Below are 13,083 nucleotides of genomic sequence, written 5' to 3'. Positions count from 1 at the left end.
ACACCGGCGGAGGGCCGGTCCGTGCGCGGCGCCGGATCCCGCCGGCCGGCGGGGGTGTGCGGGCGCCCTACCGCCCCTCGCCGGGCGGGGGCGCCTGCCCGGCGGGCGCGGCGGACGGCGGCCCGGGCTGCGGTGCCGGTGCCTGGCCCTGCTCCGGCGCGGCGGCGTTGGCCGGCCCGCCCGCGGCGGGCGGGGCCGCGGCCTTCTCCGCGGCGGCCGGCTCGGTCCGGGCGGCGGTGCGGATCGCGCCCAGGGTGGCGTCCACCGCGGGCTCGAGCTGCTTCAGGAGCAGCTGCGCGTCCATGGCCCGGGACGAGCGGGAGCCGGCGGTGACCCGGAGCTTCTCGGCGGCGTCGCGCAGCTCGGCGGCGGCGCGCTCCAGCAGCCGGCGCGCCTCGTGGTAGCCGGACTCGGCGCGGATGGCGCCGAGCTCGTCGCGCTGCGCGGAGGAGATCCCGGCCAGCCGCTCGGCGCGCCCGAGGTAGCCGAGGCCGCGCTCGAGCCGGGCCGGGTCGCCGGTGGCGACCTCCTCCCGCGCCCAGCCGGCGAGCAGGTCGAACAGCCCCTGGTCGAGCAGGCTCCGCTCCTCGAAGGCGCGCTCGGCGGGGAGCGGCTTCCCCGGCGGCGGCACGAGCGGCGCGTAGGCGGCGGCGAGCGCCGGGTCGTCGGTGGCGAACGCCTGCCGCCCGACCGGCAGCATGAGCCCCTTCATCACCACCAGCCGGCCCTCGTCCGGCACCAGGTACCAGGTGCGCGCGTTCCGCTCGGAGGCGAGCCACGCCACCACGCCGGCGAGGCCCAGGATGGCCACCCAGGCGAGCAGCGCCTTCGCGCCGGATCCGGCGCGCGCGCGCGTGGTCTCGTCCGCCATGTCGAATTTCCTCCGGTTGCCTAGAGTGGGGCTACGTGCGAGCGCGGCGGAGCCGCGCCCGCGGGACGGCGCGTGAGCCCGGAGCGAAGCGAAGGGCGAAGCGCGCCAGGGACCCGCGCAGCAGGGGTGGGGCCCCGACGAGCTCTGCTCGGCGGGGCGGGGGCGCAGCCCCCGTTCGAACATGCCTTAGCCATGGCGTGATTCGACGCAGCGAAGCGGAGATCGAATCACGGACCATGGCTCAGGTTCGCGGGACGCCGATGAACGGCAGGTTCCGCATCTTGCCGTCCCAGTCGAGCCCGTAGCCGACCACGAACTCGTCGCCGATGACGAAGCCGCGGTAGTCGATGGGGATCTTCACCTGCGCGCGCGCCGGCTTCTCCAGCAGCGCCGCGATCCGCACGCTGGCCGGCTTGCGGGTCGAGAGGTTCTCGAGCAGGTACCGCATGGTGAGGCCGGTGTCGATGATGTCCTCGACGAGCAGCACGTCCTTGCCGTCGATGGGCCGGGTCAGGTCGCTCGTGATCTGGACGACGCCGGTGGTGCGCGTGCCCTGGTACGAGCTGATGCCGATGAAGTCCACCGACAGCGGCAGGTCGATGGCGCGCACCAGGTCGGCGAGGAAGATGAAGCTGCCCTTCAGCACGCCGATGACGACGAGGTTCTTCCCCGCGTAGTCGCGGGTGACGTCGGCGCCCATCTGCTCGACGCGGGCCCGGAGGTCCGCCTCGGAGATGAGCACGTCGAGGCCGGCGCGGCTGCTAGACATAGGCGTTGTTCATGATCTCCCCGAAGCCGCCGCCCCCGGGGACGATGTACTGGTGGTCGTCGAGCCCGCGCTCCTCGTCCCAGCGCGTGCCGGGGACGGTGGCGAGGACGTCGGGCGGGGACAGGCCGCGGTCGAGGCGGATCGCGTAGATCCGCACGTCGGGGTGGGCCTTCGTCATGGTACGCAGGTACTCGGGGGTGACGATGAGGTGGATGTTGACGATCCGCCGCGCCTTGCCCGGCACCTTCTTCTTGTAGGTCTCGATGGCGGTCGCGAGCGAGGAGCCGGTCGCGCCCATCGGATCCGGGAACAGCAGGAACGCGTCGTCCACGTCCCCGCCGATCTTCATCCCGCCGATGCCGGCGCCGACGACCTCCTCGTTCTCGCCCAGCATCCGGCTCATGATGATGTGGTCCTGGCGGACCAGCGACGGCTCGAGCGTCTCGTTCAGGAGGTCGTAGACGAGCTGCGACGGGACCGCGCCGGCGCGGGCGATGTTCACCGTCACCGCGCGCACCTGCCGGTCCACCACCTCGCCCTCGAAGATCGCCTGCGGCGAGCTGTCGATCATGCGGGTGGGGACCGCCACCCGGCGCCGCGGGAACTCGTGGTTCATCACGGTGCGGATGAGGTCCTCGTAGAGCAGCCGGACCAGCCGGTTGATGGCCGGCTGGCGGGTGTCCTTCGAGCACAGCGTCGCGAGCGCGCCGAGCAGGAAGGGGTTCGCGACGATGTGGACGTTCTCGCCGTACCGGTGCTCGATCTCGCTCATCCGGTAGGGGACGTGGTCGTAGCTCAGGTCTCGCACGGGCCGGGAGCATAATGCGGGTCGGCCCGGAAGCGTCCTGCCAAATTTGCGCGCGCCCCGGCCGCGGGGAGCCGGCCCGGGGACGCCCGCCGGCGGCTCACCTCACGTCGATGACGCCCTGGAACATCTTCATGCCGCAGGAGAAGCGGAGCTCGCCCGTCTTCTGCGGCGTGAGCCGCACCATCACCGTCTCGTTGAGCGGCAGCGGCACGTTCATGCCGAGATCGGGGATCACGATCTCGGTGGCGCAGGTCTCGTCGGTGACGCGGGTCATGACGAGCGTGAGCGGACGGCCGGCCTTGGCCTCGATGCGCCAGGGCTCGTAGCCGTTCTTCGTCACGGTGACCTTCACCACCTGCTCCTTCGCGTCGTCGCCCTTGCAGGCGGGGGCGAGCGCGAGGACGGCGGCGAGGGCGGCGAGCGGCAGGATCGCGGTGCGGGACATGGCGGATGCTCCTCCGGGCGTCGCGCCGCGGCGGAGGCCGCGGGGCGGTGGCATCCTAGCGCGCCGCCGCCCCTCCCGCCGCGGAGCGCGCGGGGGACCCGGAACGTCGCGGGCGCGGAGGCGAGGTGCCCCCGCGCCCGTGGCGCCCGGCGCGGACGCCGCCGCTACGGCGCGACCGCGCCGCTCGGCGCGGAGGCCGGCGCGCTGGCCGCCGCGGTGGCGGACACCGCCGCCTGCGGCACGTAGCCGGACTTGCCGTCGGCGGTGCGCACGCGCAGGAAGCCGCGGATGGGCTTGTCCGACGCGGTCACCGCGGTGCCGGCCGCCACGGTCCCGAGGACCTTGGCGAGCCCGTCCGGACCGGAGCGGAGCTCGGCGGCCTGGACGACGGTGGCGGGGTGCTCGGCGACGGGGGCCGAGGAGAGCTTGAGCACGGGCTCGGGAGCGAAGGCGCTGCGGCAACCGGCCGCGGCGAGCAGCGCGGCACAGAGCGCCGCGCGGGCGAACGTCGAGTTCATTTCGGTGTTCCTCCGAAGAAGAGGCGCGCCGGCCGCGCGTGGCGGTCCGGGCCCTCGCCGAGAGAGAGTAAGCGCGGGCGCCTCCGTGACACGCGCATCGGCGCGCGGGCCCGGCGCACCGCCGCGCCTGGCCGTGGTACAGGCCTGTCCGTGCGCCTCGTCACGCTCGCCCCGGCCAAGGTGAACCTCGTGCTGCGCGTGGGCCCTGTCCGCGCGGACGGGTACCACGACCTCCGCACGCTGATGGTCCCGCTCGATCTCGGCGACCGCGTGGAGGTGCGCGTCTCCGCGCGCCGCGGCCCGGTGCGCTGCACGGTGCCGGGCCGGCCGGAGCTTCACGGTCCGGCGAACCTGGCGGCGCGCGCGGCGGAGGCGTTCCGCCGCCGCTTCGGCGTGGAGCGCGCGGTGTCGATCCGGATCGAGAAGCGGACGCCGGTGACCGCCGGGCTGGGCGGGGGCTCGTCCGACGCGGCGGCGGTGCTCCGCTGCCTCGCCCGCGCGTTCCGCGTGCGCGACGCCGCGGCGCTCGCCGCGATCGCGCTCGAGATCGGCTCGGACGTGCCGTTCTTCCTCGGGCCGGGGCCGGCCTGGGCGGCGGGGCGCGGCGAGCGGCTCTCCCCGGCCGACGTGCCGCCGCTCGACCTCGTGCTCGTGTACCCCGAGGACCCGTCGCTCGCGATCCGGGCCGGCGACGCCTACCGCTGGCTGGACGAGGCGCGCGCCGGAGGGTCGCAGGCCCCCCGCCGTCTGGGCCGTCCGGGGCGGTGGCGGCCGTCCCTGCTGGGGAACGACCTCCAGGCGCCCTGCGTGGCACGCAAGCCCGCGCTCCAGGCGCTGCTTGGGCTGCTTGTGGGGGCGGGGGCGGCGGCCGCTATAATGTCGGGGAGCGGGCCGACGGTCTTCGGAATCTTCCCGGGCCGAGGCGCGGCGCGCGGGGCGGCGTTAGCGATCCAGGGCAGGGCGAAGGGGGGCGCGGCGGGCGTGCAGGTCCTCCTCGCGCGGACGGTGCGACGGCATCCGAGGGTATCGCCATGGAGATCACCGAGGTCCGCGTCTTCCCGGTCAACGAGGAGAAGCTCAAGGCCTACGTGACGATCACGCTCGATCACTGCTTCGTGATCCGCGATCTGAAGGTGATCCACGGCAACACCGGCCTGTTCATCGCCATGCCGGCCAAGCGCCGCAAGGACGGCACGTTCAAGGACATCGCCCACCCGCTCAACTCCGACACGCGCGAGAAGATGGAGCGGACCATCCTCGCCGAGTACGACCGCGAGCTGAAGAAGGGCGCGGCGGCGCCGGCGCGGGCCACCGGCACGGATCCCCACGAGGACTGAGCCGCGCATGCGGTTCACGCAGCGCCCGGTCGACGGCGTGGGACCCATCCGGTATAAGGGCGCCCTTTCGACGACCCGACGTCCGGCGACGGCCTCCGGGCGTGCGCGTCGCCTTCCATCTTCGCGGGATTGAAGGGAGCCAGGGCGCCATGGCGAGCAACGGTCACTATCCGGACTACCGGGTCTTCTGCGGCAACGCGAACCGGCCGCTGGCGGAGGCCATCGCGAAGGAGCTCGGGCGCCCGCTGGCGCGCTCCACCGTCGGCCGCTTCTCCGACGGCGAGATCCAGGTCGAGATCGGCGAGAACGTCCGCGGCCTGGACACGTTCATCATCCAGTCCACCTCGCCGGACGCGAACACCAACCTGATGGAGCTGCTCATCATGATCGACGCGCTGAAGCGCGCGTCGGCCGGCTCCATCAACGCGGTGCTGCCCTACTACGGCTACGCGCGCCAGGACCGCAAGGTCGCGCCGCGCGTGCCCATCACCGCGAAGCTCATCGCCGACCTCATCGAGGCGGCCGGCGCGACGCGCGTGGTCTCGATGGACATGCACGCCGGGCAGATCCAGGGCTTCTTCAACGTGCCCTTCGACCACCTCTACGCCGCGCCGGTGCTGCTCGAGCACATGCGCAAGCGCTTCGACGGCCTGACGCAGGACCTCGTCATCGTCTCGCCGGACGCGGGCGGCGTCGAGCGGGCGCGCGCCTACTCGAAGCGGCTCGGCGCCGGCCTCGGCATCGTGGACAAGCGGCGCACCAAGCCGAACGTCGCCGAGATCATGAACGTCATCGGCGACGTGAACGGGAAGGTGGCGGTGCTGCTCGACGACATGATCGACACCGCCGGCACGCTCACCCAGGCCGCCAACGCGCTGGTGGACAAGGGCGCGACGCGGGTGTTCGCGTACGCCACGCACGCGGTGCTGTCCGGCCCGGCGGTGGAGCGGATCATGAAGAGCCCGATCGAGGAGGTGGTCGTGACCGACTCGATCCAGCTCCCGCCGCCCGCCGCCGCCTGCCCGAAGATCCGGACGCTGTCGGTGGCCGGGCTGCTCGCGGAAGCGATCCGCCGGATCCACTCGGCCGACTCGCTCAGCTCGCTGTTCGTCTAGGACGAGGGCTGCGCCCCTCCCCAGCCTGCGGCCGGGGTCCCTCCCTGCAGGCCTTCGCCCGCGGGGGCGATCCATAACCCTTGACCGCGCGGGGGTTTTCGGCTAATTCCCCGCGTTCCCGACGGCCCCTCGACGAGCGAGTGGCCTCCGACAACCACCCAGGGCCCATGCGCTTTTCCGCGACGGCCCCCCGCGCGCTCCGGAGCGAGGCGCGAGCCCATTGGGAGGAAGAAATGGCAGAGAACGTCCTCAGCGCCCAGAAGCGCACCGAGCAGGGCAAAGGTCCCGCCCGCCGGCTTCGCCAGCAGGGCCTCATCCCCGCGGTCGTCTACGGCGGCAAGCGGGAGCCCACCCACGTCGCGCTCGATCCGGCCACGCTGCTGAAGGCCATCGAGACGCCCCACAAGTTCAACACGCTGCTCGAGCTCCAGGTCGAAGGCGCCTCGAAGCACGTGCTGTTCAAGGACTACACGGTCGACCCGGTCACCCGGAAGCTGCTGCACGCGGACTTCCTCGAGGTGAGCCTCGACCAGCCGGTGCGCGTCGAGGTGCCGGTCGCCACCGTGGGCCGCGCCGCCGGCGTCGCCGACGGCGGCATCCTCTCGGTCGCCGCCCACGAGGTGGTGGTCGAGGCGCTGCCGAACAAGATCCCGGTGCGCATCGAGGTGGACGTCACCGAGCTGAAGATCGGCCGGTCGCTCCACGTCTCGGAGCTGAAGGCGCCCGAGGGCTGCAAGTTCAAGTTCCAGACGGACTACGTGGTCGTCTTCGTCGCGGTGCCCGAGAAGGAGGAGGTCGCGGCGCCGGTCGCTGCGGCGGTCCCGGGCGCGGCTCCTGCCGAGGGCGCGGCTCCGGCCGCGGGCGCTGCGGCTCCGGCCGCCGGCGCGGCCCCGGCCGCGGGCGCTGCCCCTGCCAAGGGCGGCGAGGCCAAGGGCGGCGACAAGGCCAAGAAGTAAGGGCGTCGCTTGAAGCTCGTGGTCGGCCTCGGCAACCCCGGCGAGGAATACGCCCGCACCCGCCACAACGTCGGCTTCGTGGTGGCGGATCGGCTGGCGCAGCTCGCGGGGGCGAGCTTCACCGCGAAGAAGTTCGCGGCGGAGCTCGCCGAGGCCCGCCTCGGGCCGGAGCGGGTCTGGATCCTGAAGCCCCAGACCTACATGAACCACTCCGGCGAGGCGGTCGGCGCGGCCCTGCGGTTCTGGAAGCTGGGGCTCGACGACCTCGTGGTGGTGCACGACGACCTGGAGCTGGAGCCGTTCCGCGTCCAGCTCAAGGTCGGCGGCGGCCACGGCGGGCACAACGGCGTGAAGAGCGTGAACGCCCACGTGGGCAGCCCCGAGTACGCGCGCGTGCGCGTGGGCGTGGGCCGCCCGCCGCCGCGGATGGACCCGGCCGACTACGTGCTGGGGAAGTTCGCGAAGGGCGAGGATGCCGAGCTCGACCTGTGCGTCGAGCAGGCGGTCGAGGCGACGCGGCTCGCGGTCGAGCTGGGCGCCGCCAAGGCGATGAACCAGGTGAACCGCCGCTCCCGCGCGGCGGAGTGAAGCGAGGCAGCACCGGATTCGCCGGCATGGGGCCGGCGGGCCGGATTGGCGGGAACGACTCCTCGCGGCGGGCGAACCGCCGCTACCGAACCCGAGGGGAGCGACATGGCAGAGACGAAGCAGCTCGTGCGCGAGTACGAGACCATCTACCTGCTCAAGGCCGAGACGCCGGACGAGCAGGTGGACGAGATCAAGGAGCGCCTGCGCGGGGTGGTGAGCCGGCAGGGCGGGAAGGTGATCCGGTTCACCAACCAGGGCAAGCGCAAGACCGCCTTCCCGGTCGCGAAGAACGCGAAGGCCCTGTACATGCACTGCCTGTACATCGGCAAGCCCGGGCTCGTGACCGAGCTCGAGCGCAACCTCAAGATGATCGACGTGGTCACGAAGTTCCAGTCGGTGAAGCTGGCCGACGGCGTGGACTTCGAGGCCCGCCAGGTCGAGGCCGACGTGAAGATCCAGGCCGTCGACGACGAGCAGAAGCCTCGCGAGGAGCGCGCCGAGGGCGTCGAGGAGCCGTTCGAGGCCGAGGCGCCGGAAGGGCAGGAGGAGTGAGCCATGGCGCGTCCTGACATGGGTGGTCCGAAGATGGGTGGCGGTTTCGGCGGTCCTCGCGGCGGCGGCTTCGGCGGTGGTGGCGGCGGCGGCGGCGGCTTCGGGGGTGGCGGGTTCGGCGGCGGCCGCGGCGGTGATCGCGGCGACCGTGGCGACCGCGACGACCGCGGCGGCGACGAGGGCGGCGGGCGGCGCGGCTTCGGCCGGCGCAAGGTCTGCCGGTTCTGCGCCGACAAGACGCTGAAGGTCGACTACAAGGACCAGGGCCAGATGAAGTACTTCCTCACCGAGCGCGGCAAGATCATCCCCCGCCGCATCAGCGGGAACTGCGCGAAGCACCAGCGCGAGGTGGCCACCGCCATCAAGCGCGGCCGGATGCTCGCGATCCTGCCCTACACCGTCGGGCAGATGTAAAGGAGCGCCGCCATGAAGCTCATCCTCCGTGAAGACGTCGAGAATCTCGGAAAGGGCGGCGACCTGGTGGACGTGAAGCCCGGCTACGGGCGGAACTACCTCCTGCCGCGCGGGCTCGCGGTCGCCGCGAACCCGAAGAACGTGAAGGAGCTCGAGCACCAGAAGGCGGTCGCCGCCGCCAAGGCCGCGAAGCTGAAGGCCTCGGCCCAGGCGGTCGCCAAGCGGCTCAGCGAGACCCCGGTCACGCTGAAGCGCAAGGTGGGCGAGCAGGACAAGCTCTACGGCTCGGTCACCGCGCTGGACGTGGCCGAGGCGCTCGCCGCCCGCGGCGTGCAGCTCGACCGCCGCTCCATCGTCCTCGACGAGCCCATCAAGACCGTGGGCGAGTTCGAGGTGCCGGTGAAGCTGCACTCCGAGGTGGCCGGCAAGGTCAAGGTCACCGTGGAGGCCGAGGCGGAGTAGCCGCCCGGCGCCATCCCGAAGCTCCGGAGGGCCGGCTCACGCCGGCCCTTCTCATTTCTCCGGCGGCGGCGGCGCGAGCGGGGCGAGCTCCACCTCGAGCGCGTAGGGCGCGTCCGGCCGCGCCGCCGGCGCGGCGCCCTCCGCGTGCCGCTCGCGGACCGACAGCCAGTAGGTGCCCGGCCCCACCTCGGCCGAGAGCGCCTCGGCGGCGCCCGGCCCGCCCTCGCCGGCGGCGGCCACGAGCGGCGCGCGCTCGGCCCCGGCCGGCGCCCGGTTGAGCGAGAGCGTCACCGCGAGCCCCGGGATCCCCTGCTCCGGCGCCGCCCCGGCCGCGTGCCAGCGCGCCCGCAGCACGCGCCGGCCCGCGCCCTCCGGCACCTCCAGCCGGTAGACGTCGAGGTCGCCCTCGTCCGGCCGGCGGGGCGCGCCGACGGCGCCGCGCACCTCCGCGGCGGGCACGCCGTCCGGCCGCGGGAGCAGCGGGAGCGGCGTCGCCTCCGCCGCGCCGTCGTTCGGCTCGCGCTCCACCCAGGCGGCCGCGGCCGGGCGGAGCGCCGCCGGCAGGCCGGCCGCGATCGCGGGCGCGCGGGCGGCGAGCGCCGCGTACAGGTCGTCCCAGCGCCACGCCGCCCCCGCGGCGAGCGCCGCCGCCACCACCAGCGCGGCGCCGGCCGGGGTGACGAGCCGCTGCGGCCGCAGCACGCCCACCTGCCGCTCCAGCGCGCCCTGCTCCAGGCCGTCGCGGAAGTCCTCCCGGCTCGCCAGCTCCAGCTCCCCCGCGGCCCGCGGCAGCGCGGGGCGGTGGGCCGGCCGGGCCGGGTGCCCGGGCCCGGCGAGCGCGGCGCGCATCGCGTCCGCGCTCGGGAACCGCTCGGCGGGATCCTTGCGCAGCGCGCGGTGGACCACCTCGGCGAGGCGGGGCGAGACGCCCGGCGCGACCTGCCGGAGCGGCGGCGGCGCGTCGTGGAGGTGCGCGGTGATCACCGCCACCGGGCTCGCCGCGGTGAACGGCGGCCGCCCGGACACGAGCTCGTACAGCAGGCAGCCCATGGCGTAGAGGTCGGCGCGCGCGTCCACCGGGCCGCCGCGGGCCTGCTCCGGCGCGAGGCAGCTCGGCGTGCCCACCACCGCGCCCGCGCCGGTGGTGGCGCCCCCGGCCTCGTCGCGCAGCTTCGCGATCCCGAAGTCGAGCACCTTCGCGAAGTCCTCGCCCGGCCGCGCCTGCATGAGCATCACGTTGGCGGGCTTCATGTCGCGGTGGACCACGCCCGCCTCGTGCGCCTCGGCCAGCGACCCGAGCACCTGCTGGGCGATGCCGACCGCCCGCGCCTCGGAGAACGCGCCGCCCTCGCGCAGCGCCCGCGCCAGGTCCTGCCCGGGCACGTACTCCATGGCGAGGTAGAACCCGCGCTCGGGCAGCTCGCCGAAGTCGAAGACCGCGATGGTGTGCGGGTGCGAGAGGCGCGAGACGATCCGCGCCTCGGCGCGGAAGCGCTCGCCGGCGGACGGGTCGCGGGCGAAGTCGCCGCGCAACACCTTCACCGCGAGCGCCTTGCCCATCTGCACGTGCTCGGCCCGGTAGACCGCGCCCATCCCGCCCTCGCCGAGCAGGGAGACGAGCCGGTAGCGGTCCGCGATCACCCGGCCGACCAGCGGGTCCGCCGGCGGCGCGCGGCGCGCGGTCGCCCGCAGGTCGAGACCGCACCGCGGGCAGAAGTTCAGCGGCCCGCCGGCCTGCTCCGCGAGGTGTCCGCAGCCGGGGCACGGGGCGCGGAGGTCGGGGATCGCCAGGGGGCCGGGCATGCGCTCGCCGCGAGAGTATCCCGGCGCCGCCGGACCCGGAAAGTCCCGGCGGCGCCGGGATCGCGCGCCGGTGCGACGTGGTAGAAAGTCCGCCCCATGCTCACCGCCGCGCTCGTCGCGCTCGCCCTCGCATCGGTCCCCCGCCCCTTCACCGTCGACGACCTGCTCGCCCTGGAGCGCGCGGGCGACGCGGCCATCTCGCCGGACGGCGCCAGCGTCGCGTACACGGTCGCCACCTCCGCGCCCGGGGGCGAGAAGCTGGTCTCGGCGCTGCACCTCGTGCCCGCCGCGGGCGGCCCGGCGCGCCGCCTCACCTTCGGCGAGGAGCGGGTGACCTCGCCGGCGTTCTCGCCCGACGGGCGCCGGCTCGCGTTCCTCTCCAACCGCAAGGGCGGCACGCAGGCGTGGGTGCTCGAGCTCCAGGGCGGCGAGGCCCGGCGGGTGACGGACCTGCCCGGCGGCGTCTCCGAGCTCCGCTTCACCCCGGACGGCGCCGCGCTGGTGGTCGCCGCCGACGTGGACCCGGCCTGCGGCGCCGACGCGGCCTGCAACCGGAAGGCGGACGCGGCCGCCGAGGTCCGCCCGCACCTCGCCGCCCGGCTCCTGTTCCGGCACTGGAACGAGTGGCGCGAGCGCGTGCGCACGCACCTCGTCCGCGTGCCGCTCGACGGCGGCCCGGCCCTCGACCTCACCCCCGGCGACCGCGACGCCCCGCCGGTGCAGCGCGGCTCGGGCGACGACCTGGCGTTCTCGCCCGACGGGACGACGCTCTACTACGTCGCGGTGTCCGACCCGGTGGAGGCCACCTCCACGAACGGCGACGTGTACGCGGTCCCGCTCGCCGGCGGGACGCCCCGCCGCGTGACCACCGCGCCGGGCTGGGACGGCTCGCCCCGCCCGTCGCCGGACGGCAAGCGGCTCGCCTGGCTCGCGCAGCCGCGCGCCGGCTACGAGGCCGACCGCTACCACGTGATGGTGGCCGCGGCCGACGGCTCGGGCGCGCGCGACCTCACCGCCGGGTTCGACCGCTCGGCGGCGGATCTCGCGTGGGCCCGGGGCGGCAAGGCGCTCCGGTTCACCGCCGAGAGCGAGGGCGTCCACGCCCTGTACGAGGTGGACCTCGCCGGCAAGGTCACCGAGCTGTACCGGGGGCGGAACCTCGCCCGCGTGTCCTGGTCGCGCGACGGCGCCCGGCTGGCGGCGCTGGTGGACGGGCTCGCCGCGCCGCCGGAGGTGGCGGTGCTCGAGCCGGGCGGGCGCGGCGCCCGGCCGCGGCTGCTGACGGCGCTCGGGGCGAAGGGGCTCGCCGGGGTCGCGCTCGGGGAGGTGCGCCCGCTCACCGCCACCGGCAAGGACGGCCAGGCGCTGCACGGGTGGATGGTGCTGCCGCCCGGCCACCGGGACGGCCAGCGGCACCCCGCGGTGGTGCTCATCCACGGCGGCCCGCAGGGCGCCTGGAACGACGCCTGGAGCTTCCGCTGGAACCCGATGCTCTACGCGGCCCGGGGCTGGACGGTGGTGCTGCCCAACCCGCGCGGCTCCACCGGCTTCGGCCAGGCCTACACCGACGCCGTCCGGGCGAACTGGGGCGGCACCCCCTACGACGACATCATGCGGCTCACCGACGCCGCGGTCGCCACCGGCGCCGCCGACGGGGGCCGGATGTGCGCCGCCGGCGCGAGCTACGGCGGGTACATGGTGAACTGGATCAACGGCCAGACCGACCGGTTCCGCTGCCTGGTGGCGCACGCGGGCAACTTCGACCTGCGCATGGCGTACTACGACACCGAGGAGCTCTGGTTCCCCGAATGGGAGCTGGGCCGTCCGTGGGAGACGCCGGAGGCGTTCGAGCGCTGGTCGCCGAGCGGGTTCGTGGCGCAGTGGCGGACGCCGACGCTGATCTCGCACGGCGAGAAGGACTTCCGCGTCACGGTGACGCAGGGGTTCGCGGCGTTCACCGCGCTCCAGCGGCGCGGGATCCCCTCCCGGCTGATGGTGTTCCCGGACGAGGGGCACTGGGTGCTGAAGCCGCGCAACGCGAAGGTGTTCCACGACGAGGTGCTCGGCTGGATCGGGCGCTGGCTGGATTCGCCTGCGCCGCAGGCGAGCGCGCCGCGGTGATGGCCGGGACCTTGTCGCCCTCGAACCCCCTGCTATAGTCCGGACCCGCCGTGCTCGACTGGCTTCACAACATGATGTCCCGCGATCTCGCGATCGACCTCGGGACCGCCAACACCCTCATCTACATCCGCGGCATGGGCATCGTCTCGAACGAGCCCAGCGTGGTGGCGGTCCAGCAGGAGTCGCGGAGCGGCCGCAAGGTGCTCGCGGTCGGCAAGGAGGCGAAGGAGATGCTCGGGCGCACGCCCGGGAACATCGTCGCCATCCGGCCGATGAAGGACGGCGTCATCGCCGACTTCGAGGTCACCGCGGCGATGCTGAAGT

At 74.4% G+C, this 13,083-nt stretch carries 16 protein-coding genes; 10 read left to right on the top strand and 6 right to left on the bottom strand.

Annotated elements, in window-relative coordinates; translation table 11 throughout:
* Positions 1-67: 67 nt before the first annotated feature.
* The 5 genes from PSR1_RS16030 to PSR1_RS16010 form a co-directional block, all read right to left on the bottom strand.
* Positions 68-871, bottom strand: coding sequence for a hypothetical protein (locus PSR1_RS16030; RefSeq protein WP_059438491.1), 804 nt, complete (start codon positions 869-871; stop codon positions 68-70).
* Positions 872-1,112: 241 nt separating this feature from the next.
* Positions 1,113-1,640 (bottom strand): hypoxanthine phosphoribosyltransferase, encoded by a 528-nt coding sequence (hpt, locus tag PSR1_RS16025; RefSeq protein ID WP_059438490.1) that lies wholly within the window; start codon positions 1,638-1,640, stop codon positions 1,113-1,115.
* The gene (locus PSR1_RS16020; RefSeq protein ID WP_059438489.1) at positions 1,633-2,448 is read right to left on the bottom strand and encodes a uracil phosphoribosyltransferase; all 816 of its coding nucleotides are present in this window, start codon (positions 2,446-2,448) and stop codon (positions 1,633-1,635) included. The genes hpt and PSR1_RS16020 overlap by 8 nt, the downstream gene beginning before the upstream one ends.
* Before the next feature lie 97 nt (positions 2,449-2,545).
* On the bottom strand, positions 2,546-2,893 hold the full coding sequence (locus PSR1_RS16015) for a cupredoxin domain-containing protein (RefSeq protein ID WP_059438488.1): 348 nt from the start codon (positions 2,891-2,893) through the stop codon (positions 2,546-2,548).
* A gap of 164 nt (positions 2,894-3,057) precedes the next feature.
* Complete coding sequence (locus PSR1_RS16010) at positions 3,058-3,411, bottom strand: SH3 domain-containing protein (RefSeq protein WP_059438487.1); 354 nt, start codon at positions 3,409-3,411, stop codon at positions 3,058-3,060.
* A gap of 150 nt (positions 3,412-3,561) precedes the next feature.
* Between PSR1_RS16010 and ispE the strand changes: the two genes are divergently transcribed.
* From ispE to rplI, 8 genes are all read left to right on the top strand, one after another.
* Positions 3,562-4,503 (top strand): 4-(cytidine 5'-diphospho)-2-C-methyl-D-erythritol kinase, encoded by a 942-nt coding sequence (gene ispE, locus PSR1_RS16005; RefSeq protein WP_059438486.1) that lies wholly within the window; start codon positions 3,562-3,564, stop codon positions 4,501-4,503.
* Entirely contained in the window at positions 4,443-4,748 is a 306-nt protein-coding gene (gene spoVG / locus PSR1_RS16000; RefSeq protein WP_011419182.1) for a septation regulator SpoVG, read from the top strand. Before ispE ends, spoVG begins: the two co-directional genes overlap by 61 nt.
* Positions 4,749-4,897: 149 nt before the next feature.
* Positions 4,898-5,863, top strand: a complete 966-nt coding sequence (locus tag PSR1_RS15995; protein WP_059438485.1) for a ribose-phosphate pyrophosphokinase — start codon at positions 4,898-4,900, stop codon at positions 5,861-5,863.
* Between the two features lie 233 nt (positions 5,864-6,096).
* Complete coding sequence (locus PSR1_RS15990; RefSeq protein ID WP_059438484.1) at positions 6,097-6,819, top strand: 50S ribosomal protein L25/general stress protein Ctc; 723 nt, start codon at positions 6,097-6,099, stop codon at positions 6,817-6,819.
* A gap of 9 nt (positions 6,820-6,828) precedes the next feature.
* Positions 6,829-7,407 (top strand): aminoacyl-tRNA hydrolase, encoded by a 579-nt coding sequence (pth, locus tag PSR1_RS15985; protein ID WP_011419179.1) that lies wholly within the window; start codon positions 6,829-6,831, stop codon positions 7,405-7,407.
* A 105-nt stretch (positions 7,408-7,512) separates the two neighbouring features.
* Positions 7,513-7,959 carry a 30S ribosomal protein S6 gene (locus PSR1_RS15980; RefSeq protein WP_059438483.1) on the top strand — a complete coding sequence of 149 codons (447 nt, stop codon included), beginning with the start codon at positions 7,513-7,515 and terminating at the stop codon, positions 7,957-7,959.
* 3 nt (positions 7,960-7,962) lie between these two features.
* On the top strand, positions 7,963-8,373 hold the full coding sequence (gene rpsR / locus PSR1_RS15975; protein ID WP_059438482.1) for a 30S ribosomal protein S18: 411 nt from the start codon (positions 7,963-7,965) through the stop codon (positions 8,371-8,373).
* A 12-nt stretch (positions 8,374-8,385) separates the two neighbouring features.
* Positions 8,386-8,835, top strand: a complete 450-nt coding sequence (gene rplI / locus PSR1_RS15970; RefSeq protein WP_059438481.1) for a 50S ribosomal protein L9 — start codon at positions 8,386-8,388, stop codon at positions 8,833-8,835.
* Positions 8,836-8,886: 51 nt separating this feature from the next.
* On the opposite strand, the gene PSR1_RS15965 is transcribed toward rplI, so the two are convergent.
* Entirely contained in the window at positions 8,887-10,638 is a 1,752-nt protein-coding gene (locus tag PSR1_RS15965; RefSeq protein WP_059438480.1) for a serine/threonine-protein kinase, read from the bottom strand.
* Positions 10,639-10,734: 96 nt separating this feature from the next.
* On the opposite strand from PSR1_RS15965, the gene PSR1_RS15960 reads away from it, so the two are divergent.
* Both PSR1_RS15960 and PSR1_RS15955 read left to right on the top strand, forming a co-directional pair.
* Positions 10,735-12,759 carry a S9 family peptidase gene (locus tag PSR1_RS15960; protein ID WP_059438479.1) on the top strand — a complete coding sequence of 675 codons (2,025 nt, stop codon included), beginning with the start codon at positions 10,735-10,737 and terminating at the stop codon, positions 12,757-12,759.
* 71 nt (positions 12,760-12,830) lie between these two features.
* A partial coding sequence (locus PSR1_RS15955) for a rod shape-determining protein (protein WP_193388370.1) occupies positions 12,831-13,083 on the top strand: 253 nt, incomplete at its 3' end.

The organism is Anaeromyxobacter sp. PSR-1 (genome assembly GCF_000964525.1).
Lineage (GTDB): Bacteria > Myxococcota > Myxococcia > Myxococcales > Anaeromyxobacteraceae > Anaeromyxobacter.
This window is presented reverse-complemented; position numbering and strand designations above follow the sequence as displayed.